This is a genomic window from Pseudorhodoplanes sinuspersici (assembly GCF_002119765.1).
Lineage (GTDB): Bacteria > Pseudomonadota > Alphaproteobacteria > Rhizobiales > Xanthobacteraceae > Pseudorhodoplanes > Pseudorhodoplanes sinuspersici.
In genome coordinates this window covers 2,272,745-2,293,618 of the sequence record NZ_CP021112.1, presented here as the reverse complement: position 1 = coordinate 2,293,618, position 20,874 = coordinate 2,272,745, and the positions used below count along the sequence as shown (strand labels likewise).

At 60.7% G+C, this 20,874-nt stretch carries 23 protein-coding genes; 15 read left to right on the top strand and 8 right to left on the bottom strand.

Annotated elements, in window-relative coordinates; all coding sequences use genetic code 11:
• The gene (locus CAK95_RS11120; protein WP_086087979.1) at nt 1-1,164 is read right to left on the bottom strand and encodes a M48 family metallopeptidase; all 1,164 of its coding nucleotides are present in this window, start codon (nt 1,162-1,164) and stop codon (nt 1-3) included.
• A 73-nt stretch (nt 1,165-1,237) separates the two neighbouring features.
• The gene (locus tag CAK95_RS11115) at nt 1,238-1,798 is read right to left on the bottom strand and encodes a LemA family protein (RefSeq protein WP_086087978.1); all 561 of its coding nucleotides are present in this window, start codon (nt 1,796-1,798) and stop codon (nt 1,238-1,240) included.
• A gap of 218 nt (nt 1,799-2,016) precedes the next feature.
• Here CAK95_RS11115 and CAK95_RS29130 point away from each other — a divergent pair, with 218 nt between their 5' ends.
• A complete protein-coding gene (locus tag CAK95_RS29130) occupies nt 2,017-2,166 on the top strand; it encodes a hypothetical protein (protein WP_157699591.1) in 150 nt (49 codons plus the stop codon).
• 59 nt (nt 2,167-2,225) lie between these two features.
• On the opposite strand, the gene CAK95_RS11110 is transcribed toward CAK95_RS29130, so the two are convergent.
• Nucleotides 2,226-3,278 carry a glucose 1-dehydrogenase gene (locus CAK95_RS11110; RefSeq protein WP_086087977.1) on the bottom strand — a complete coding sequence of 351 codons (1,053 nt, stop codon included), beginning with the start codon at nt 3,276-3,278 and terminating at the stop codon, nt 2,226-2,228.
• Nucleotides 3,279-3,555: 277 nt separating this feature from the next.
• Between CAK95_RS11110 and CAK95_RS11105 the strand changes: the two genes are divergently transcribed.
• Complete coding sequence (locus tag CAK95_RS11105; RefSeq protein ID WP_086087976.1) at nt 3,556-3,714, top strand: DUF3309 family protein; 159 nt, start codon at nt 3,556-3,558, stop codon at nt 3,712-3,714.
• Nucleotides 3,715-3,809: 95 nt separating this feature from the next.
• Here CAK95_RS11105 and CAK95_RS11100 read toward each other — a convergent pair whose 3' ends face one another.
• Together CAK95_RS11100 and CAK95_RS11095 are read right to left on the bottom strand one after the other, a co-directional pair.
• Nucleotides 3,810-4,295 (bottom strand): hypothetical protein, encoded by a 486-nt coding sequence (locus tag CAK95_RS11100; protein WP_086087975.1) that lies wholly within the window; start codon nt 4,293-4,295, stop codon nt 3,810-3,812.
• 119 nt (nt 4,296-4,414) lie between these two features.
• Nucleotides 4,415-5,965, bottom strand: coding sequence for an HWE histidine kinase domain-containing protein (locus CAK95_RS11095; protein WP_183044239.1), 1,551 nt, complete (start codon nt 5,963-5,965; stop codon nt 4,415-4,417).
• 205 nt (nt 5,966-6,170) lie between these two features.
• Between CAK95_RS11095 and CAK95_RS29125 the strand changes: the two genes are divergently transcribed.
• Nucleotides 6,171-6,932, top strand: coding sequence for a hypothetical protein (locus CAK95_RS29125; RefSeq protein ID WP_157699590.1), 762 nt, complete (start codon nt 6,171-6,173; stop codon nt 6,930-6,932).
• Between the two features lie 5 nt (nt 6,933-6,937).
• On the top strand, nt 6,938-7,330 hold the full coding sequence (locus tag CAK95_RS11085; protein WP_086087972.1) for a hypothetical protein: 393 nt from the start codon (nt 6,938-6,940) through the stop codon (nt 7,328-7,330).
• Nucleotides 7,331-7,394: 64 nt separating this feature from the next.
• On the opposite strand, the gene CAK95_RS11080 is transcribed toward CAK95_RS11085, so the two are convergent.
• A complete protein-coding gene (locus CAK95_RS11080) occupies nt 7,395-8,195 on the bottom strand; it encodes a response regulator (protein ID WP_086087971.1) in 801 nt (266 codons plus the stop codon).
• Nucleotides 8,196-8,375: 180 nt separating this feature from the next.
• On the opposite strand from CAK95_RS11080, the gene CAK95_RS30180 reads away from it, so the two are divergent.
• Together CAK95_RS30180 and CAK95_RS11075 are read left to right on the top strand one after the other, a co-directional pair.
• Nucleotides 8,376-8,552 (top strand): NepR family anti-sigma factor, encoded by a 177-nt coding sequence (locus CAK95_RS30180; RefSeq protein WP_183044272.1) that lies wholly within the window; start codon nt 8,376-8,378, stop codon nt 8,550-8,552.
• Nucleotides 8,549-9,097: a sigma-70 family RNA polymerase sigma factor gene (locus tag CAK95_RS11075; protein WP_086087970.1), complete on the top strand. Its 549-nt coding sequence runs from the start codon at nt 8,549-8,551 to the stop codon at nt 9,095-9,097. Before CAK95_RS30180 ends, CAK95_RS11075 begins: the two co-directional genes overlap by 4 nt.
• A gap of 68 nt (nt 9,098-9,165) precedes the next feature.
• Here CAK95_RS11075 and CAK95_RS11070 read toward each other — a convergent pair whose 3' ends face one another.
• Nucleotides 9,166-9,342 (bottom strand): DUF1328 domain-containing protein, encoded by a 177-nt coding sequence (locus CAK95_RS11070; protein WP_086087969.1) that lies wholly within the window; start codon nt 9,340-9,342, stop codon nt 9,166-9,168.
• A 134-nt stretch (nt 9,343-9,476) separates the two neighbouring features.
• On the opposite strand from CAK95_RS11070, the gene CAK95_RS11065 reads away from it, so the two are divergent.
• Nucleotides 9,477-9,971 (top strand): low affinity iron permease family protein, encoded by a 495-nt coding sequence (locus CAK95_RS11065; RefSeq protein ID WP_086087968.1) that lies wholly within the window; start codon nt 9,477-9,479, stop codon nt 9,969-9,971.
• A 19-nt stretch (nt 9,972-9,990) separates the two neighbouring features.
• Here CAK95_RS11065 and mutM read toward each other — a convergent pair whose 3' ends face one another.
• Nucleotides 9,991-10,872 carry a bifunctional DNA-formamidopyrimidine glycosylase/DNA-(apurinic or apyrimidinic site) lyase gene (gene mutM / locus CAK95_RS11060; RefSeq protein ID WP_086087967.1) on the bottom strand — a complete coding sequence of 294 codons (882 nt, stop codon included), beginning with the start codon at nt 10,870-10,872 and terminating at the stop codon, nt 9,991-9,993.
• Nucleotides 10,873-10,989: 117 nt separating this feature from the next.
• Between mutM and ubiE the strand changes: the two genes are divergently transcribed.
• The 8 genes from ubiE (at nt 10,990) to CAK95_RS11020 (ending at nt 20,748) form a co-directional block, all read left to right on the top strand.
• Complete coding sequence (ubiE, locus tag CAK95_RS11055) at nt 10,990-11,754, top strand: bifunctional demethylmenaquinone methyltransferase/2-methoxy-6-polyprenyl-1,4-benzoquinol methylase UbiE (RefSeq protein ID WP_086087966.1); 765 nt, start codon at nt 10,990-10,992, stop codon at nt 11,752-11,754.
• Nucleotides 11,755-11,827: 73 nt separating this feature from the next.
• A complete protein-coding gene (gene ubiB / locus CAK95_RS11050) occupies nt 11,828-13,399 on the top strand; it encodes a 2-polyprenylphenol 6-hydroxylase (protein ID WP_086087965.1) in 1,572 nt (523 codons plus the stop codon).
• 107 nt (nt 13,400-13,506) lie between these two features.
• Entirely contained in the window at nt 13,507-14,724 is a 1,218-nt protein-coding gene (coaBC, locus tag CAK95_RS11045) for a bifunctional phosphopantothenoylcysteine decarboxylase/phosphopantothenate--cysteine ligase CoaBC (protein ID WP_086087964.1), read from the top strand.
• A complete protein-coding gene (gene dut, locus CAK95_RS11040; protein ID WP_425349685.1) occupies nt 14,721-15,197 on the top strand; it encodes a dUTP diphosphatase in 477 nt (158 codons plus the stop codon). The genes coaBC and dut overlap by 4 nt, the downstream gene beginning before the upstream one ends.
• 63 nt (nt 15,198-15,260) lie before the next feature.
• Nucleotides 15,261-15,683 (top strand): RrF2 family transcriptional regulator, encoded by a 423-nt coding sequence (locus CAK95_RS11035; protein WP_342588003.1) that lies wholly within the window; start codon nt 15,261-15,263, stop codon nt 15,681-15,683.
• A 240-nt stretch (nt 15,684-15,923) separates the two neighbouring features.
• A complete protein-coding gene (locus CAK95_RS11030) occupies nt 15,924-18,365 on the top strand; it encodes a sensor histidine kinase (protein WP_198343829.1) in 2,442 nt (813 codons plus the stop codon).
• A gap of 89 nt (nt 18,366-18,454) precedes the next feature.
• Nucleotides 18,455-19,999 carry a tRNA (adenosine(37)-N6)-threonylcarbamoyltransferase complex ATPase subunit type 1 TsaE gene (gene tsaE, locus CAK95_RS11025; protein ID WP_086087961.1) on the top strand — a complete coding sequence of 515 codons (1,545 nt, stop codon included), beginning with the start codon at nt 18,455-18,457 and terminating at the stop codon, nt 19,997-19,999.
• A 23-nt stretch (nt 20,000-20,022) separates the two neighbouring features.
• The gene (locus tag CAK95_RS11020) at nt 20,023-20,748 is read left to right on the top strand and encodes a nucleotidyltransferase family protein (RefSeq protein WP_198343828.1); all 726 of its coding nucleotides are present in this window, start codon (nt 20,023-20,025) and stop codon (nt 20,746-20,748) included.
• The last annotated feature ends 126 nt before the right edge of the window (nt 20,749-20,874 follow it).

The window sequence follows — 20,874 nt, the reverse complement described above, 5'->3', positions numbered from 1 at the left end:
CTAGCCGTTCTGGTCGCGAACCGGTCCCCAAGGTCCGGTTGAAGGACCGCTCGGCGCTGATCCACGACTTGCATCCGACTGCGGAGTGCCTTGCGGCGCCTGCCACGGGCCTTGCTGGGACGGGTTATCCGGGTTTTGGGAAGGCTCGTCCGTCGCCGCATCGATGTGATCCGGCTCGGGCAGCATAAGCAGGCCCGGATCATGACCGCCGGCCATCCGCACCAGCGCATCGACACGACGATCGATCGATGGATGCGACGCAAACAGATCGGCAAACCCCGAGCGCGGATTGTCGACGCACATTTCCATCACGGCAGAGGTCACGCCCGGCAATTCGCCGCGGCCCTCGATCTTGCGCAACGCCACGATCATGGCGTCGGGATTCTTGGTCAGTTCGACGGCACCGGCATCGGCCAGGAATTCGCGTGACCGTGACAACGCGAAGCGAATTACCAGCGACAGGAACCATGCCACCGCAACAAGCACAACGGCGATCAGGATGGCAGCGCCACCACCGCCCTTCCTGTTATCTCCTCCCGATGAGCGGCCGCCGCGGAAGCCGCCACGAAACATCACGCGAAAGAAGAATTCGGCAAAGAACGAAATCACACCGGCGATGATGACCGCGATCACCATCATCCGCACGTCGCCGTTGCGAATGTGCGTCAACTCATGCGCCAGCACGGCTTCAATTTCGGCGTCATTCAGCTTGTTGAGCAGCCCGGTCGTCACCGTGATCGAATATTGCTTTTCATTCAGGCCGGTGGCGAAGGCATTGAGCGCATCGCTGTCCATGATCTTCAGCTTCGGCATCGGAATGCCACGCGAGATGCAGAGGTTTTCGAGAAGATTGTAAAGTCGCGGCTCTTCCCTGCGCGTGACCTCATGCCCGCCGGTTAAGGCGTCGATCATCGCCTGATGGAATTTCCATGCAATGGCGATCCAGATCGCCGCGCCGATTGTGGCAAATGGCAGTGCGACGATCAGGTCGCGCCACGCACGGGCGACGATGCTGTCAAAGCCCCTGTTGCCGCCCATATAACCTTCAGCCAGCAAGGCGCCGGCAAAGACCATGAGATAGACCAGAAAAAACAGGCCGATCAGCAACATCACCGATCGCCGGCGATTGCTTTGGATATGCGTGTAGAGGCCGTAGGCCGCCATCTTTCAAAGCTCCGCAGCGGCGGCCTGCAAAGCCGCCGCGCCGTCAGAACTCCACCATTCAGAACTTCACTTTTTAGAACTTCACTTGCGGAGCCTGTTCGAGCTGCGGCCGAGCATCGCCGAGATCGAAGAATTCACGTTGATGGAAACCAAGCGAGCCGGCGACCAGCACGGCCGGGAAGCTCTGGATGCCCGTATTGTATTCCTGCACCGCGTTGTTGAAGAACCTGCGCGCCGCCGCGATCTTGTTCTCGATATCGGACAGCTCGCTCTGCAATTGCTGAAAATTGGTGCTGGCCTTGAGGTCCGGATAAGCCTCGGACAAGGCAAAAAGCTGACGCAGCGCGCCGCTCAGCATCGTTTCCGCCTGTCCCTGCGCGGCCGGTCCCTGCGCGGCGATGGCGGCATTACGCGCCTTCACCACCGCATCCAGCGTCTCGCGCTCATGCGTGACATAGCCTTTAACGGTCTCGATCAGGTTGGGAATGAGATCATGACGCTGCTTGAGCTGAACGTCGACGTCGGCAAAGGCCTGGCTGACGCGCTGACGCATCGCCACGAGACCATTGTAGATCGAGATGCCCCAAAAAACGATGGCGGCAATAATTCCAAGAACGACAAGTGTCGATATCATGACCGGGCAATCCCCCTCTGAAGTACCAGACGACTTCGCCGTGACCGGCGAAGCCGCGCCCGCAACCATAGCAGTTTTGCGGCCCTATCGCACAGGAACCGTGCCCAAGCCATAGGCGTTGTTCGCAAACAAGACCCTGCTAGCACGGTCTTGCTAGCACGGTCTTGCAAGCACAGTCTTGGACAAACCTTGGTCGCACGACAGCGGGAGTTGGTTTGATGGCTACACGACGAAATACCAACCGCGAAGAATTGACCCCGGTGGAAGCGCGGCAGGGATTTCTGGACAAACCGGTTTTGACGATCCTCGTCGTCAGTATCGGGCTGGTCTGCGTGTTGTTCGCGCTTCTCTGGCTCGGGTTCTTCTAGAGTTGTGCCAACACGTTCTGTCCGTCCTTCCGCCCTTTCCGTCCAACAGAACGCGCCTGTCATAAATCCGAAAACATCAGAACAACTTTAATTTCGCCCTTTTGCGGGACGTATGCCTCGCGCCAGTTCGCAAGTGGCACCCGCCTGGTGATGAGCCGGTCGAGCCATTTGCGGTCAGCGCGTTTCAGCGTGTCAGCTGCCTGGCGATAATGGCCAAGATTGGCATTGACTGCGCCGAACACGACCTCGTTGTTGAGAACGAGCTTGCGATTGAACCCGCCGATATCGAATTCGGTCTTGCTGCCAGGCGATGACACACCGAGAAGGCAGACGATGCCAGAGGGCGCGCAACGCTTCATCGCTTCGACGACGAGCGGTGTTGCAGCCGTACATTCCATGACGACATCGAACTGCATGTCACCGAGCGACTCAAGGCCGGCGTGATGCACGGCACCGAGATCGCGAATCAATTCCGGCTTCGGCCCCGCGACATTGCGATCGAGAACATGGACCTTGAGATTGCGCTGCCGACCCATCATCGCCGCCAGCAACCCGATCGGCCCCGCGCCGGTCACCAGCACAGTCTCGGCCGACCACCATTCGGAGCGGCGGCCGACGCGCTCGACATGATCCCATGCCTTGGCGACGATGCTGGTCGGCTCCATCAGTACGGCGGCGAGGCCGAGCGCACGGTCGACCTTGACGGCAAAGCCTCGCTCGATGCGAAAACGCTCGGAACCGAAGCCATTCCGCTCCTTAATACCGCGCTCGGTATAGCCGCCGTTGCGGCACATATCCCATTCACCCGCCGCGCAGGACGGACACGGCACCGGATCGGGACGGCGCACGATACCGACGACATGATCGCCCGGCAGAAAGCCGCTCTGCGCCGGCGCATCTTCAACGACGCCAAGCGACTCATGGCCAAGCACCAGACGCTCCGCGCCCGGCGGGGCCGAGCCGTAAAGCCCTTCGAGAATTTCGTGATCGGTACCGCAGATGCCAAGTGCGATTGTGCGAACGAGAATCTCGCCGTCCGCCAGCGGCGGCTCCGGAACATCCTCAAGCTGAACGGAATTCAAAATGCCGGGAAGCACGGTAACAGCGCGCATGGATTCATTCCGGGATATCTTGCCGATGAATTAAAAACGAGCATCGGCGTGGGCGTGAATGCAAGTCTGCAGAACGTACGCGCACACCGTTCCGTTCCGCAACATGAATGATGACGGATTTTCGGAAAATGGAACCGAATGGAACTGGCCGCGTTGATTGATGACGAACGCAACCATGCCATGGCGGCCACGTAGCCGCCGAAGCGGGTGATATTCGTCGTGACTGCAGTGTGTCGTGAATTGCAAGCAGTACAAAAAATCAACACTGGAGACGCCCATGACACTCGGCACTGTTCTCGTCATCATTCTCATTCTGATTTTGATCGGCGCCATACCGAATTGGGGCTATAGCCGCGGATGGGGTTATGGTCCGTCGGGTATCGTTGGTGTCATCCTGGTGATCGTTTTGATCCTTCTGCTGCTCGGCCGTCTCTGATCACGCTGACGCGCCAACCATCACATGCAAAGAAGGCCGGATCGAGAGACCCGGCCTCTTTTCGAGAAATGAAACGATCCTATCGTATGGCACAATCACGCATCACAACGTGAGCTGATATGAGCCATTGACGGCGTCGTGACGGGGCTGAATGCCGGCTCGCAACCGACAGGCAATTTATCTTTATCCTTGGCGTCCTTCGTGTCCGGCTTCTCGTTAAGCGGCACAGTCCGCACCGGATTGACCGGGATCGTGCGAACCCTCACAGGCGAAGCTTGGACGCTTCGCGCAACCGGTGCATTCTGACCGTTTTTGGAACGATACCACTCTGTCCCGATCAGCGTTGGACCTCTCGCCGCGATCGTCGTGCTGGCCGACGGCACATTGAAGGCCATCACGACGTTATCGACGTTGATTGATCGCAGCTGCACGAGGGGCAGCCGATCGGCTTTTGACGCCGGATAAAGCCAGCGCAGATCGAAATTTGCTGCGGTTGAGCGGGTATCGAGAGAAGACAGTCCATAAATGGCCGCACAAGCAAGTATAATCCCACTCCCGGCGCATACTGTCTTACGCCACATGACCGATTCCTCTTGGACGAATCGCCTTTGAATCGATTTGTTAGAAAGACAAGGGTGGGGGTTTTCACCCCGCTATCATTCAGTGGATTAACGTCTGAAAGGGGAAGGTGTTCCGGCTCTCAGGAGCGGCCGGCAATCTGCTTTGACGGCACTGCAATGCGACAGGTCAGACCGTCTGGAGCAAAATCAAGACTGACCTCCGCATCGAGCGCCCGAACGAGATTGTGCTCGATCACCACGCTGCCAAAGCCCCGCCGCTTTGGTTCGCTGACCTTCGGCCCTTTTGTCTCACGCCATAGCAATTCGACGCCGCCATTGCCCGCGAGCGGCCGCCACGTCACCTCAACGCGCCCGGTGAGCTTCGACAGGGCGCCGTGCTTGGCGGCATTGGTCACAAGTTCGTGTAAGGCAAGCCCAAGGCTCTGTGTGGCTTCCGGCGTCAGCTGAACATCCGGACCGTCAATCAAAACCTGATTGGATTCACCGTCGATGTAATGCGCAAGCTGCGAGCGCACGAGATCATTCAGCGAAGCGCCATGCCAGCCTTCAGCCACGAGCAGATCGTGCGAACGCGCCAAAGCCTGGACGCGAGCGCTGAACCTGTCCAGAAACGTGGCAATGCTGCCGCTATGCCGCGCCGTCTGCCGTGCCATCGCCTGGATGACGGCGAGAAGATTTTTCGAACGATGCGTCAGCTCGCGCATCAGCAGCCGCAGATGAGCCTCGGCCTCCTTGCGCTCGGTGATATCGACGGCCGCCCCCGTCAATCCGATCAGCGTACCGGAGACATCCCGCATCGGCTCAATATGAAAATCGTACCATAGCGATTTGTCACCGGCATCGATGCGGGATTCGGCGTTGAGCGGAACGCCCTTATCCAGCACCTCGCGTTTCAGAGCAAAAATCGCAGCCCCATGCGCGCCGGACAACAGCTCTTCGTCCGTCCTGCCCTGCAATTCGGCGGCATCACGACCAAACAGCGGCTTGCTGACTGCGGTGTAGCGAAGATCGGTATCCTGCGTGAAGACGGTGACATTCGAGCCCCGCAGGCCGAGTTCGTAGCGCTGCACTGCTGTCGCCAGTTCTTCATTGAGCTGCCGCTGCTCGCTCTCCATCGATCGAATCCGACTGATGTCCACCGCGGTGCAGAGGATGCCCTTCACCGAACGATCGACGGCAAAGACCGGGTCTATATGAAGTGCAAAGAGAGCGCGTCGCTCCGGCGTGATGAAAGAGACTTCGCAATCCTCGGATTTTCCGGTTTCGAGGACGCGCCGCTTGATGGTGATCGCGGCCTGCAATTCGGGCGATGGCCAAAGCTCTTCATCGGTCTTTCCAACCATCCGGGCCGCCGCCTCTTCACCATGCGGGCCTGAAATCCACAGATAGCGAAGATGCTGATCCTGCGAGAAGGCATGGATCTGGGCACCCCGAAATGCCGCTTCAAATCGTTCCTTGAGTTCGTTGCATTCGCCAGTTTGACGATGTAGCGCCGCCCGCGCGCGTTTGAGTTTGTAACGAGTCTCGGCATGGAGCTTCCGCTCCCGATCGAAATCGTCGGCGGTCCGAACACTCGCAGACAGCCGTTTTGAATTTGATTTTCCAATGGGATGTTTTTTTACGCCCGGCGCGCGCGAGACCAATTTGCGCGGAGTCGATTTGCGCAACATTGTCGCTCGGGAAGGATGTCCGCCTTTCCGCCCGCGCTTTTTTTCTCCACCACTTCCCTGTTTCGTCCCCCGCACGTTTTTCACCAAGGCTTCAGCTTTCATCGGACAGCCACTCGTTCACAGCGGCTGGTGACTCATGCTCACGCTCTCATCGCCTTCGAGCTTATCGACGATAACCGCAGTTGACGATAACAGAGAGGCCTCAATGCAGTTCCAACGCCAAACGTACACAAGGTTTCCGGCGACTGTGCCGAATTTTTCGAATGAAACAGCAAATTGCAACACACTGCACAACAAGAGCGGGAACGATCCCTTTGCGGACGCATTACGCCTACAGCCGGCCGTCATCCCCCTCCCCTCGTGCTCGGCCGGTTGGATTAGGCGCGGTCGGCATTGTACTGCCGACCGCGCTTTTTTTCGTGAGCCGAGCATCACCAACGCATTCGGAACAATGCGAGTTCCCCGGCGTTGGCAAAATCAAATCCAGCAAGATGAATCCGGAGGATCCGCGATGGCACGAGGGCAAGCTCAAGCTGAAACATCCGCCAAAACACGACGCAGAAACGGCTCAGCCCAACGCCGCCGGCGCAAGACGTCGCCTTCGCGTGCTCGCGGCATCATGAGAGAGGCTGTTGCCGATGACGTCGCCGCCATGCGCGCCGAGATCGATGATATGATCGCCTCCCTCGAAGCCAAAATCGATCGGCTGAACCGCATCAGCAAACGCGGCGCGGCCCATGCCGCTGAGGGCGCAAGCGATATCATGCTCAATGCCATTTCCGGCCTGACGGATCAGGTGAGCGGCCGGATGCAAGATACCGCCAGGTCCGCCAGCGATGAGGTCACCAAATTTGGAAATCAGGCTCTCAGGCGCATTGTTTCCGAGATCGATCACCGTCCATTTCTGACGCTGGCCATCGCAGCAGGGATCGGCTTCATCGCAGGTCTCGCGCGCCCGCGGGAGTAACGACGGTGTCTATTTCAGATCTCGTCGGCAATGCGCTCGACCGCCCTGTCACGGCCATCCGTCGTCAGGTCGTCTCGATCGTCATCGCCATTGCGGCGGGGCTCGGCGCACTGTTCTATGGAGCGTCAGCGGCCATGCTGGCACTCGAACTCCTGCTAGGGCCTATTCTGGCCCGCGTCGTGATTGCCGTGATCCTTCTGGCTATCGCCGTGGCCGGTTATTTCGCGCCACGGCTGATTGGGCGCAGCACCGCTTCCGACCCCTCTGCTGAGGCCGCCGCTGACGCGACTGCGGCAGAAACGGCGAGGCTCACGCGCGATCAGCGGATTGCGATGGTGTTCGAGGCGCTGCTGCTCGGCTTCTCGCTCGGTTCTCGCAAGCCAGCTGAAAAACACTGATCCCCAATAGAAACGACCGGACGCCAGGTCCGGTCGTTTCGGCTCTTCTTCAAATGGTGTCGTGTCAGGACGCCCGGCGCTCGCGGCGGCGCGCGTTGCGCTCGAAGAACAGGGCCTGGCTGATCACCGCCGACACCGTGGCTGGCTGGAATGGCTTGGCGATCAGGAAGGCCGGCTCGGGACGTTCGCCGGTCAGGAAGCGTTCCGGATAGGCGGTGATGAAGATGACCGGGACTTCAAACGAGCGGAGCAATTCGTTGACCGCGTCGAGCCCCGAACTACCATCCGCCAACTGGATATCGGCCAGGATCAAACCCGGACGCTTCGCCTTGGCGAGGGTCACCGCTTCCGTATGCGTTCGGGCGACCCCCAACACACGATGACCGAGGCTTTCGACAAGCCCTTCGAGGTCCATGGCGATGAAGGGCTCATCCTCGATGATCAGCACATCGGTCGCGATCTCCGCTGCCAGTTCGCGGCCGGATTCCTCGACAAGTTGGCGCAGGGTCGGAATATCGACATCAAGGATCGTGGCGGCGTCGGCTTCCGAGAACCCCTCCAATGCGACCAGCAAGAACGCCTGGCGCGGCTTGGGCGTAATCTGGCTGATCCGCTGCTCGGCCGGCAGGGTGCTCTCGTCGGGACCGACCTTGGCATTCACCACGACCGAATTCCAGATCTTGCTGAACAGGCGATAGAGCGCGACCCGCGGCGAAGAAGCGCTGTCGAGCACCGAGGTGTCTTCGATCAGCGCTTCCAGGGCCGCCGCCACATAGGCGTCACCCGAGGTCTGGTTGCCGGTCAGTGCACGGGCATAGCGGCGCAGAAACGGCAGATACGGGGCGATAGCTTGCGAAGCGGACACGAAAAATCCCTCCCACTGGACCTGGAATCTCGGTCCCAACGTGTTTTACCAAAAAAAGTTCCCGGTCGAGGAACCTTTTAAATAATGACGCATTACGACCAAACGTACTGGGGACCGGTGGTGACGAGCACGCCGGGCGAGGACGAAATGAGAACACGCAAACCAGGGCAATCTCCATCCATGCAGCCGGACGCCCCGAACCAGAAGAACGCTTCCGGTCTCAACCGGGAAATCCAATCAAAGATCGGCCAGCAGCTCCGCGCCATCTACGATGACGTGGTTCAGGAGGGCGTCCCCGATCGTTTTGCGGAGCTTTTGAAACAACTCGACAAGCCATCGGAGGGAAAATCCGAATGAATGTCGATCCAGCTCTGCGCGATCAGATCCTGGCTGCAATTCCGAGCTTGCGGGCGTTTGCCATATCGCTATCTGGCAACGTCGACAGGGCCGACGACCTGGTGCAGGAGACGATCCTGCGCGCTTTTGCCAACATTCACTCCTTCCAGCCGGGCACCAACATGCCGGCATGGCTGTTCACCATCCTGCGCAATCTCTTCCGGTCCGAATATCGCAAGCGCCGGCGCGAGGTGGAAGACGCCGATGGCGGCTTCGCCGAGACGCTGAAATCGCATCCGGACCAGATCGGCCGGGTGGAGTTTCAGGAGTTCCGGGCCGCGCTCGCGCAATTGCCGGCAGAGCAGCGCGAAGCCCTCATCCTGGTGGGCGCTTCGGGCTTCTCCTACGAGGAGGCCGCAGACATCTGCGAATGCGCGGTCGGCACCATCAAGAGTCGCGTGAACCGGGCGCGCAGCCGGCTCGCCAAGCTGTTGCAGGTCGACAGTCTCGACGAGTTCGGCCCCGACCACGCCACGCGCGCGGTGCTGATCGGCAACGATAGCTAGATGAAACGCAAACAATAAAAACGCCGCTTCCTTTGGCGCGGCGTTTTTATTGTTTGCAGCGATGCTGTTTAAGACGCTGTTGAGCGACCCCGGACAAGGCCGATCACCGCCGACACGACGAACAGCACAATCGCGACGAAGAACACGATCTTCGCGATATCGACCGCAAAGGCGGCAATGCCGCCGAAACCGAGAACAGCGGCGATCAACGCCACCACAAGAAACGTCAAAGCCCAGCCAAACATGTTAAAGCCTCCTAGCCACGAAAAGCCCATCGGAGGGAGAACCCGTGAACGGCAGCACAGGTTCCGCTGAGGAACTGCTCTCCCGCCTGCGTCGTTAAAGCCGCGTTCCAACTGCTACCTGTCAGGAGTTGCAGATGGCGCGGAAAAAAATATCAAAAACAAAAACCTCGGCTGCAAAATTTCACGACTTGAGAGCGCACGATCCCCACCATGCCCAGTTCTCCGATCAGGGCTGGTTCTCGAAAACAGCACTTGTCATTTCACATTGGGCAGGCAAACCGGCGACTTTTCTGATCGCCACGGCGGTCGTCATCGTCTGGGCCCTGAGCGGGCCATTATTCGGCTACAGCGATACCTGGCAACTGGTGATCAACACATCGACCACCATCATCACCTTCCTCATGGTGTTCCTGATCCAGAACACACAAAACCGGGATACCGCGGCGATGCAGGTGAAGCTCGCCGAATTGATCGTCCGGCTGCACGGCGCCGACAACAAGTTGGCGACCGCCGAGGACATGTCCGACGAGGATCTCGAACAGTTACATCGCTCCTACAAAAAGCAGGCCGAACACGTCCTTGCCTCGTTGAACGAGCGGCGTGCGAAAAAACCAGACACGACGACGTAGCAGCGGCGCCAGGGAATGCTCATTTCTGGCAAACCGGACAATAGAATGTCGAACGGCCCGCCTGCACCATGCGCTTGATGATGCCGTTGCATCCGCGCGTCGGGCAAGCTTCGCCTTCCCGGTCATAGACGCGGAAGGAATGCTGGAAATAGCCAAGGTCGCCGTTGGTCTGGCGATGATCGCGGAGCGAAGACCCACCGGCGATGATCGCATCGTTCAGGACGGCACGGATCGCGCTCACCAGCGCCACGGCGCGCTCATTGGGTTCACCTTTGCGGCCGGCGACGGTCGATGCCTTTCGCTTCGGCGACAGATGCGCGCGGTGCAATGCTTCGCAGACATAGATGTTGCCAAGTCCCGCAACCACCCGCTGGTCCAGCATTGCCGCCTTGAGGTTCACTTTCCTGCCTTTGCAGGCTTTCGCCAGCATCGCCGCATCGAAGGCATTACCGAGCGGCTCCGGTCCAAGCGACCGCAACAACGGCTCGTTCTCGAGCTCCGCCCGCGGCACGATCTTCATCGAACCGAAGCGGCGCGGATCGTTGAAGGTCGCGATACCGCCATTCGACATATGGAAAACGACGTGATCGTGCGCCGACAGTTTCGAACGCTCGTGGCGAAAGTCGCCCGGCGTCCGTTCATCGCCCGCAGCCAGCACGCGGAATGACCCGGACATCCCAAGGTGCATGACAAGGACATCGCCGGACGACAGGTCGGCGAGAATATACTTGGCGCGGCGCCCAAGCCCGGTCACCGTCTGCCCCTCCAGCCGGGCCACAAAATCCTTCGGCAACGGCCAACGCAGATCAGGGCGTCTCGCCTCAACCTTCATGAAACGCGCCCCCTCCATGACGGGGACCAGGCCACGGCGGACGGTTTCGACTTCGGGTAATTCAGGCATTGCTGGCGTCTGTCTATCTGCTATCGACCGCCCGTGGAAGCTCGTTAACCGAGGGCGGAGACGCTTTGTAGCGTGGCCGGTCCGGCTGGGCTATCGTCCGCCGCGCAGGAAGGGTTTATGAGCGAACAGACGACAAACGAAGCAGATTTCGGCTTTCGCCGGGTGCCGGTCGAGGAAAAGCAGCGTCTGGTGGACGATGTTTTCCACTCGGTGGCGCGCCGCTATGACCTGATGAACGATCTGATGTCTGCCGGCCTGCACCGGGCCTGGAAGGACGCGCTGGTCAATGCGATCAACCCGCCGAAAAACGACCGCAACTTCCGTCTTCTCGATGTGGCAGGCGGCACTGGCGATATCGCCTTCCGGGTGATCGAATCAGGCGGAGCCGGCACTCACGCGACCATTCTCGACATCAACGGCGGCATGCTCGAGGTTGGCCGCGAGCGGGCGGAGAAACGGGGGCTCGATCACGCCATTACATTCGTCGAGGCGAATGCCGAAAAGCTGCCGCTGCCGGACCGGACCTTCGACGCCTACAGCATCGCTTTCGGCATCCGCAACGTGCCGCGCATCGAAGCGGCGCTGCGCGAAGCCTATCGTGTGTTGCGGCCGGGCGGACACTTCCTCTGTCTGGAATTTTCGTCCGTCGACCTGCCGCTCCTCGACAAAATCTACGATCTGTATTCGTTCAACGCGATCCCGGCGATCGGGCGTGTGGTAACCGGCGACGCCGAATCCTATCGCTACCTCGTCGAGTCGATCCGCAAATTCCCGCAGCCTGAGGTCTTCGCATCGATGATGCGCGAGGCCGGTTTCGGGCGCGCCTCCTATACGAAGATGACCGGCGGCATCGTTGCCCTGCATTCCGGCTGGCGTCTGTGACCCTGATTGCTATGTCCTGCCATTGCCAGCGAACGAACAAGCCGAGTGCGAGTACCCGCGGAATGACAAGAGCATGATCTCCGCCCTGACGCATTCCGTCCGGCTGCTGCGCGCGAATTACGTGTTCGCGCGCGAAGGCGTATTCAGCGACCTCGATCCGACGCTACTGCCGTTTCCGGCGCGCGTGGGCCTGCGCCTCGCACGTCTGATCGAGCGGCCGAGCAAAGCCAGTCATGCCGGCAGACTTGCGGCCGCGCTCACGAAGCTTGGCCCAACCTACGTGAAGCTTGGACAATTTCTGGCAACACGGCCTGATGTCGTCGGAGCGACAGTCGCGCACGAACTGGAAAGCCTGCAGGACCGGATGCCTCCGTTTCCGCAGGCCGAGGCGATCGCCACCATCGAGCGCGCCTTCGACCGGCCGCTGAAGGATGTATTTACCTCATTCGGCCCGGCTGTCGCCGCGGCATCGATTGCGCAGGTGCACCGTGCACAGGTGCAGACCGATGAAGGCTTGAAACAGGTCGCAGTCAAAGTCCTGCGGCCGGGCATCGAACGCCGTTTCAGAATCGATCAGGATGCATTCGCCTTCGCGGCGCGGAAGGCCGAATCTTTTTCCGCCGAAGCGCAACGTCTGCGTCTCGTTGAAACCGCGGCAACCATGCGCCGCTCGGTGGCGCTGGAAATGGACCTGCGGCTCGAAGCCGCCGCGCTGTCCGAAATGGCGGAGAACACCAAGGACGATCCGGATTTTCGTGTACCGGCGGTGGATTGGGACCGCACCGCCAAGGACGTCCTGACGCTGGAATGGATCGACGGCACGCATCTGTCCAACCGCGCGGCGCTGGAGGCCAAGGGGTACGATCTCAAGCAACTGGCGCGGGCGGTCATCCAGAGCTTCCTGCGTCATGCATTGCGCGACGGCTTCTTCCACGCCGACATGCATCCGGGCAATCTGTTCGTCGATCGTGACGGCAGGATCGTTGCCGTCGACTTTGGCATCATGGGGCGGCTGGGCGCGAAAGAGCGCCGCTTCCTCGCCGAAATTCTCTACGGCTTCATCACCCGCAATTATCGCCGCACCGCCGAAGTGCACTTCGAAGCCGGCTATGTACCGGCCCATCACTCGGTCGACGATTTCGCACAGGCGATCCGCGCCATCGGTGAACCGATCCACAAACGCTCCGCCGATGAAATCTCGATGGCGAAGCTGCTGATGCTGCTTTTCGAGGTCACCGGCCTGTTCGACATGCGCACCCGGCCAGAATTGCTGCTGCTGCAAAAGACCATGGTGGTGGTGGAAGGTGTTGCCCGTTCGCTCGATCCGAAGCTCGATATGTGGACCACCGCAGATCCGGTGGTGCGCGAATGGATCGAACGCCATCTCGGTCCTGTTGGCCGTGTCGCCGGCGCGGTAGAGGGAACGGCCGAAGTTGGCCGTTTCATGGGTCAGGTGCCAGGCCTGCTCTCGCGCGGTGCCGTTCTGATCGAACAGCTCGATGCGGCCACCCGCAACGGCATCGTGCTATCGCCCGAGACGGTGGCCAATATCGGCCGCGCCGAGGCGCGGCGAAACCGCTGGACCGCCGTCGCGCTCTGGGTGATCGCCGCGCTGCTGGTCTATATTGTCTGGCTGATCAAATAGAGCCGCGCATTAACTATGGGCGGGTCTCGGCGCTTCCGTTTCTGCCCGGAACGCCGAAATATGCTAACGGCAAATATGCTAACTATCTGTGCATCGGCTGAGACCTCATGACCGGCAAGCGCATTCTCCTGATCATCGGTGGCGGCATCGCAGCCTACAAGTCGCTCGACCTGATCCGGCGGCTGCGCGAGCGCGGTATGCATGTGCGCTGCATTCTCACGAAAGCCGGGCATGAATTCGTCACGCCGCTGTCAGTCGGCGCTCTGGCCGGCGAGCGCGCCTTCACCGATCTGTTCGATCCACAAAGCGAATTCGATGTCGGACATATCCGGCTGGCGCGCGACACCGATCTCATCATTGTCGCTCCGGCGACCGCCGATCTGATCGCCAAGATGGCCAATGGCCATGCCGACGATCTCGCCACCACCGTTCTGCTGGCGACCGATAAACCGATCCTCGTGGCGCCGGCGATGAATCCGATGATGTGGCATCATGCTGCAACGGAGCGCAACGTTGCGCGTATCGTCGCCGACGGCGCGCAACTGATCGGACCCAATGACGGTGAGATGGCCGAGAGCGGCGAAGCCGGCACCGGCCGCATGGCCGAGCCGCTCGAAATCGTCGAGGCAGCGCGACGCATTCTTTCATCGGCCGCCGCAGACAAGCCGCTTGCCGGGAAGCGTGTCTTGATCACCTCCGGCCCGACGCATGAACCGATCGATCCTGTTCGCTACATCGCCAATCGGTCGTCCGGGAAACAGGGGCATGCCATCGCCGCAGCCGCGGCGGCCGCCGGCGCCGAGGTTATCCTTGTCTCCGGTCCCGTGCATGTGCCCGATCCGGCGCGGATCTCGCCGATCCATGTGACGACGGCAAAACAGATGCTGGAGGCTGTGCAAAAAGCTCTGCCGGTCGATGTGGCGATATTCGCCGCCGCCGTCGCCGACTGGGGCATCGCCGATGCGCAGCCGCAGAAGATCAAAAAGAATAAATCCGATGCGCCATCCTTCACGCTGACCGAGAATCCGGACATCCTCGCCACGGTGGCGAAGTTGAAAAGCGGACGGCCCCGGCTTGTGGTCGGTTTTGCGGCCGAAACCGAACATGTCCTCGAGCACGCGAAAACGAAATTGAAAACCAAGGGCTGCGACTGGATCGTCGCTAACGACGTATCGCCGCAGACCGGCATTATGGGTGGTGACCGCAACACCGTGCATCTGGTAACAGCTGGTGGCGTCGAGTCATGGCCCCCTCAATCCAAGGATGACGTCGCGCGCACCCTCATGGCGCGCGTGGCGCAAGTATTGAACGGATCTCAACAGTGAGTGATTTGGAATTACAGATCGTGCAGCTTCCGCACGCGGTCGGTTTACCGCTGCCTGCCTATCAGACTGCAAATGCCGCGGGCATGGACCTTATCGCCGCCGTACCTGAAAGCGAATCAGTCACCATCGCGCCGGGTCAGTTTGTAATGATTCCAACTGGTATCGTCATCGCTTTGCCCAACGGGACCGAAGGCCAGGTCCGCCCAAGATCGGGGCTTGCGGCCAAACACGGCGTGACGATTCTCAACGCGCCGGGCACGATTGATTCGGACTATCGCGGCGAAGTTTGCGTTTTGCTGATCAATCACGGCGCAGAAGCATTCGCCGTGACGCGGGGAATGCGAATTGCGCAGCTTGTTGTCGCACCCGTGTCACATGCGCTCGTCCGTTTGATGGACAAACTCGACGAAACAGCACGCGGAAGTGGCGGCTTTGGCTCTACGGGTACAAAAAGTGTCGATAGGGTGCGATGAAAGGCTGGAACAGCGGCATCTAATTTAATACCGTTATACCCCATAAGCGCAATTGCGGGTAAAATGGAAATGCCGTTGCTGTCGCGGAAAGGTATCTTGGCCATTGCAGCGGTCATTGATGTCGCCCTCAATTCCGAATCGCGTCCCGTTTCAGCCAAAGCGCTCGCGTCGCGGCAGGGGCTTCCCCCCCGTCATCTTGAGCCCGTCCTGCAGGCGCTGGTGCACGATGGCATTTTGCGTGGTGTTCGCGGTCCCCATGGCGGCTATGCGCTCGGCCGCGACAAAGCCGACATCACGGCCAACGAGATTCTGCGCGCCGCAGGCACGGTCGAGGATGCATCCGACAATCCACTGCCCGGCTCGTTTCTGGTCGCCGGCGTAGTGTTACCGGCCCTCGAACAGGCTGAACAGGCTTTCGCCTCGGCGCTCGGCACCATTCATCTCCATGAGCTTGTGAAACGAGCGCAGACCGCCGCGGCACCCTGAACCACACCTCTGCGTTCACGATCTGGACTCTTACGGCGCGACTCGCGTTGGGAGTAAAGTCAAGCGATTCGGGTTGGGGGATATGCGGCCCCTCATTCGCTTTGCGTCCTCACGACAATACGGGTTTGCACCGGACACGCGCACGGTGACAGGCCGGTATTGGGGGCAACTGGGTATGCGGGAATGAATCGGTTGACCGGCGCCGGGGGTGCCGTTCTGCGGCGATGCAGGGACATTGCCTTGACGACTGCGGCGTGGACCACGCTCGAGTCGAGGAGTGCTTATGCGCAAGATGCGCCTCCGCTCAGCGCCTATCTCAATGCCCTGACAAGCTTCGACCGTCACGAACTGGCCGCGCTCGGCCTGACGCTTGGCGTTATCGCCTTCGGTGTCGTCACATCGATCATGCTGGTACGGACCCGCCAGCGCGCCAGCCTCGCCGAGGCCGCCGCGCGCCGCGAGATCGAGACGCTGTCTGCCGAAAACGATCGCGTCAATGCGCTGTTGCTGTCCGAACCACAAATCGTTGTCGCCTGGGCTGCCGGCTCCGACGAACCCGACATCATCGGCGACGTCACCATCGTGACGCTCGCGACCATACCGCAACGTGTCCTGGCGTTCGGATCGTGGCTCGCGGCCGATCAGGCGCAACTCATGCAAAGCGCGGTGGATCGACTGCGCAATAATGGCGAAGCCTTCGCCATGACGTTGAATACGCTGGGCGGCAAGTCGATCGAGGCCGAAGGCCGGGCGATCGGCGGCCGCGCGGTGATGCGGCTGCGCGATGTCAGCGGCATCAAGGGCGAACTCGCGGCCCTCGCCGCACGCCACGAGCGCCTGGTCGACGACATGACGGCGCTCCGCACGCTGGTCGATTCGCTGCCCTTCCCAGTCTGGGCCCGCGACCGCGAAGGCCGACTGGATTTTGTCAACGCAGCTTATGCCGGTGCAGTGGAAGCTGCCGATCCCAACGAGGCGGTCGAGCGCAATCTCGAATTGCTTGACCGGTCGGTGCGCGAGGAAGCGGCCCGTACACTCGGCACCCATACGCCCTATCGCAACCGCGTACCGACCGTGATTGCCGGTGCGCGTCGGATTTTCGATGTCGTCGAAATGCCGACGCGCGCAGGCAGCGCCGGCATCGGCGTCGATTTCACCGAGCTGGAAAATCTCAAGGCCGAGATGACGCGGATGATCGATGCGCATCGTCGCACACTCGATCAGCTTGCCACCGGTGTCGCGATCTTCGGCGCCGATCACACCTTGCGCTTTTACAACGAGGCTTACCGCGCGCTGTGGGACCTCGACGCGTCCTATCTCGATCACAGTCCGACGGACACCGCCGTCCTCGACCGCCTGCGCGCCTCCCGCAAGCTGCCGGAACAGCAGGACTTCCGCTCCTGGAAAAACCAGTTACACGAAGCCTATCGCGCGCTCGAAGCCAAGGAAGACCTATGGCATCTGCCCGATGGCCGAACCTTGCGCGTCGTCACAACACCGAACACCGAAGGCGGCGTAACCTATCTGTTCGACAACGTCACCGAACGCCTCGATCTCGAACGTCGTTATGACGCATTGATCCGCGTGCAGGGTGAGACGCTCGACAATCTCGCCGAAGCGGTCGCGGTGTTTGCCAGCGACGGACGTTTGCGGCTGCACAATCCGGCTTTCGCCGACATGTGGAATTTGCCGGCCGAAGCACTGGCGGAACGGCCGCATATCGAAGCGGTCATCGCCTGGTGTGCGCCACTTCAGCCTGAAGATCAGACCATGCGCGCGCTCCGTACAGCGGTCACCTCGATCGGCCAGCGCGAGTCCGTGCAGGGCCGCCTCGAGCGCCGCAATGGCACCGTTGTCGATGTCGCCACCCTGCCGCTGCCCGATGGCGCGACACTCGTTACTTTCCAGGATGTCACCGACAGCGTGAATGTCGAACGTGCCTTGCGCGAGCGCAACGAAGCGCTGGTGACCGCCGACGAGATCAAGATCAACTTCCTGCATCATGTGTCATACGAATTGCGCTCGCCGCTGACCAACATCATCGGCTTTGCGCATTTCCTCGGCGATCCTTCGACCGGCCCGCTGACCGGCAAGCAATCCGAATATCTCGGATACATCACCGTCTCGACCAACTCACTGCTGGCGCTGATCAACGACATTCTCGATCTCGCCAGCATCGATGCCGACGCGATGACGCTCACGCTCGGCCCCGTCGATATCCGCAAGACCGTTAATGCCGCCGCCGAAGGCATCGGCGACCGGTTGATGAAAGATAACATCAAGCTCGATATCGACGTCCCGGCCAATATCGGCGAATTCTCCGCCGATGAGCGTCGGGTGCGGCAAATCCTCTATAATCTCTTGTCCAACGCGGTCGGGTTTTCGCCCCCCGGCAGCACCATCCGCATGCATGCCGAGCGAACTGACAACTCCGTCGTCTTTTCGGTCACGGATCAGGGTCCCGGCATCCCTCCCGAGATGAAGAACCGCATCTTTGACTGGTTTGAGACCCATCCGCTGGGTTCCCAGCACCGGGGGGCCGGGCTTGGCCTATCGATCGTGCGGTCCTTCGTGCAATTGCACGGCGGCACGGTCAGCATCGATTCGGCGGTCGGCCAGGGAACCACCGTGACCTGCACCTTCCCGATCCAGCCGACCGCGGAGCGCATCGCCGCGGCCTAACCATCATGCCGAAAACTGGAGATCGGCGCCAAAACGTGCGAAGCGTGTTCAGGCGTATCTCGATCTGATGGACTTCCTGCTTGGCAACGATGGCGGCGACGACCACCCTTTCCCGCGAGACGAGTTTTACCGTCGCGCTCGACAATGAGCAGGCCACCACCCGCTTTGCCGCGGAAATCGCCAATGCGCTCGAACCTGGCAACTTTGTCACGCTGTCCGGCGATCTGGGCGCCGGCAAGACCACCTTTGCCCGCGCGCTGATTCGCTTCCTTGCGGGCGACGCCGCGATCCCGGTACCAAGCCCCACATTCACACTGATCCAGAATTATGACCTGCCGCGCTTCCCGATCGTCCATGCCGATCTGTACCGGTTGTCCGGCAGGGACGAACTGGCGGAACTCGGCCTTGACGATCTCGCGGACGGCTCGGTCGTGCTGATGGAATGGCCGGATCGCGCCAGCGACTGGCTCCCCGCCGATCGAATCGATCTGTCTTTTCAGCTGTCGCCATCCCGCGCGCTGGATTATCGCGACGTACGCGTCACCGGCTATGGCAAGCTGGGACGACGGGTCGAACGGATCGCCGCGCTGCGCAACTTTCTCCACGATGCGTCGCTTGCTGTTGCCGATCGCAAGCGCATGCAGGGCGACGCTTCAACACGCATATATGAACGTATCCGCAGCAACGGTTCGTCCGCGATCCTGATGAATGCGCCGCAGCGAACGGACGGGCCGCCGGTGCGCAACGGCAAACCTTACAGCGCGATCGCACATCTCGCCGAAGACGTAACGCCATTCGTGGCGATGGCGGATGGACTGCGCGCGCAAGGATTTTCCGCGCCCGAAATCTATGCTGCCGACCTCAAGAATGGTTTCCTCTTGCTGGAAGATTTCGGTTCCGAGGTCTTCGTCGCCGGTCAACCGCCCGCACCGATCGCATCGCGCTATGAGGAAGCCGTCGATCTTCTCGTAACGCTGCACGCAAAGACATTGCCGGCGACACTGCCGGTGCGCGGTACGACGCCGTACACCATTCCCCGCTACGACCTTGACGCATTCCTGATTGAAGCGGAACTGCTGCTCGACTGGTACGTTCCTCATCGTGGGCTTGCCGCCGACGATGCGGCACGCTCGCAATTCCGAAAACTCTGGCAGGAGGCGTTGCAGCCCGCCTTGAACGGCCCGCAGACCTGGGTGCTGCGCGACTTTCATTCCCCTAACCTGCACTGGCTGCCGAACCGGCAGGGCATTTCGCGCGTCGGGTTACTTGATTTTCAGGATGCATTGATCGGCCCGGCCGCCTACGATGTCGCCTCGCTTCTGCAGGATGCACGTGTCGATGTGCCGGACACGCTCGAGAGCGAATGGCTCGCGCGCTATATCCAAAAGCGCACCGAGCAGGACATGCGCTTCGATGCCGAAGCTTTCAGAGCAATTTATGCCGTGATGGTGGCGCAGCGATCCACAAAAATCCTCGGCATCTTCGCGCGCCTCGATAAGCGCGACGGCAAGCCGCAATATCTCCGTCACATGCCGCGCGTATGGCGCTACCTGCAAGGCGCCCTCGCTCATCCGGCGCTCGCCGGTCTCGCGCGCTGGTACAAAGACAACGTCCCCGCATTCGACGGGCTGTGATAAGGGCTCATTCGGGGAATTCCATGGTGCATCCGATTCCACAAAAGGCAATGGTTCTTGCCGCTGGCATGGGCGAGCGCATGCGTCCGCTGACCGCGACCATGCCGAAACCGCTAGTGAAGGTCGCCGGCCGTCCGCTGCTCGATCATGTGCTCGACAAGCTGGGCCAGGCGGGCGTACCGACGGCGATCGTCAATGTCCATTACCTCGCCGACCAGATTGAACATCATCTCGCGAGCCGCACCTCGCCGCGCATCGTCATTTCCGACGAACGCGAGCAGCTGCTGGAAACTGGCGGCGGCACCGTGAAGGCACTGCCGTTGCTCGGCAACGAGCCATTCTTCCTGGTCAATTCCGACACGATCTGGCTCGACGGGGTAACCGGCAACTGGCAGCGCCTGGCGGAAGCTTTCGATCCCGAGCGCATGGACGCCTTGCTGCTGCTGGCCGCTGCAACGCACAGCATCGGCTATACGGGGCGCGGCGATTTCACCATGGCGCCGGACGGACGGCTGTCGCCGCGCGCTGAGCGCCAGGTGGCACCGTTTGTTTATGCCGGAGCAGCCGTGTTTTCACCGCGCCTGTTCGAGGGCGCGCCCCAGGGCCCGTTCTCGCTCAACCGCCTGTTCGCGAAAGCCAGCGAAGCTGGGCGCCTGTTTGGATTGCGGCTCGACGGGCTGTGGATGCATGTGGGCACGCCGGATGCGATTGCCCTGGCGGAAGAGGCAATTCTGGAAAGCGCGGCGTAACCTCTATATTGTCGTCATGGTCCGGCATAAGCCGTTGAAGACGGCGTCTTGACGCCTTATGCCCCGGCCATCCACGTCTTTTCACGTGATAATTAAGACGTGAATGCCCGGCACGAGGCCGGGCAT

Excerpts from the sequence above, each read along its gene's own strand:
- CAK95_RS29130 (WP_157699591.1), top strand. The coding sequence starts at position 2,017 with ATGGCTACACGACGAAATACCAACCGCGAAGAATTGACCCCGGTGGAA.
- ubiB (WP_086087965.1), top strand. The coding sequence starts at position 11,828 with ATGATCTCCGCCCTGACGCATTCCGTCCGGCTGCTGCGCGCGAATTAC.
- CAK95_RS11035 (WP_342588003.1), top strand. The coding sequence starts at position 15,261 with ATGGAAATGCCGTTGCTGTCGCGGAAAGGTATCTTGGCCATTGCAGCG.
- ubiE (WP_086087966.1), top strand. The coding sequence starts at position 10,990 with ATGAGCGAACAGACGACAAACGAAGCAGATTTCGGCTTTCGCCGGGTG.
- mutM (WP_086087967.1), bottom strand. The coding sequence starts at position 10,872 with ATGCCTGAATTACCCGAAGTCGAAACCGTCCGCCGTGGCCTGGTCCCC.
- coaBC (WP_086087964.1), top strand. The coding sequence starts at position 13,507 with ATGACCGGCAAGCGCATTCTCCTGATCATCGGTGGCGGCATCGCAGCC.
- CAK95_RS11105 (WP_086087976.1), top strand. The coding sequence starts at position 3,556 with ATGACACTCGGCACTGTTCTCGTCATCATTCTCATTCTGATTTTGATC.
- CAK95_RS11110 (WP_086087977.1), bottom strand. The coding sequence starts at position 3,278 with ATGCGCGCTGTTACCGTGCTTCCCGGCATTTTGAATTCCGTTCAGCTT.
- CAK95_RS11075 (WP_086087970.1), top strand. The coding sequence starts at position 8,549 with ATGAATGTCGATCCAGCTCTGCGCGATCAGATCCTGGCTGCAATTCCG.
- CAK95_RS11115 (WP_086087978.1), bottom strand. The coding sequence starts at position 1,798 with ATGATATCGACACTTGTCGTTCTTGGAATTATTGCCGCCATCGTTTTT.
- CAK95_RS11070 (WP_086087969.1), bottom strand. The coding sequence starts at position 9,342 with ATGTTTGGCTGGGCTTTGACGTTTCTTGTGGTGGCGTTGATCGCCGCT.
- tsaE (WP_086087961.1), top strand. The coding sequence starts at position 18,455 with ATGGCGGCGACGACCACCCTTTCCCGCGAGACGAGTTTTACCGTCGCG.
- CAK95_RS11020 (WP_198343828.1), top strand. The coding sequence starts at position 20,023 with ATGGTGCATCCGATTCCACAAAAGGCAATGGTTCTTGCCGCTGGCATG.
- CAK95_RS29125 (WP_157699590.1), top strand. The coding sequence starts at position 6,171 with ATGCAGTTCCAACGCCAAACGTACACAAGGTTTCCGGCGACTGTGCCG.
- CAK95_RS11100 (WP_086087975.1), bottom strand. The coding sequence starts at position 4,295 with ATGTGGCGTAAGACAGTATGCGCCGGGAGTGGGATTATACTTGCTTGT.
- CAK95_RS11120 (WP_086087979.1), bottom strand. The coding sequence starts at position 1,164 with ATGGCGGCCTACGGCCTCTACACGCATATCCAAAGCAATCGCCGGCGA.
- CAK95_RS30180 (WP_183044272.1), top strand. The coding sequence starts at position 8,376 with ATGCAGCCGGACGCCCCGAACCAGAAGAACGCTTCCGGTCTCAACCGG.
- CAK95_RS11095 (WP_183044239.1), bottom strand. The coding sequence starts at position 5,965 with ATGTTGCGCAAATCGACTCCGCGCAAATTGGTCTCGCGCGCGCCGGGC.
- CAK95_RS11065 (WP_086087968.1), top strand. The coding sequence starts at position 9,477 with ATGGCGCGGAAAAAAATATCAAAAACAAAAACCTCGGCTGCAAAATTT.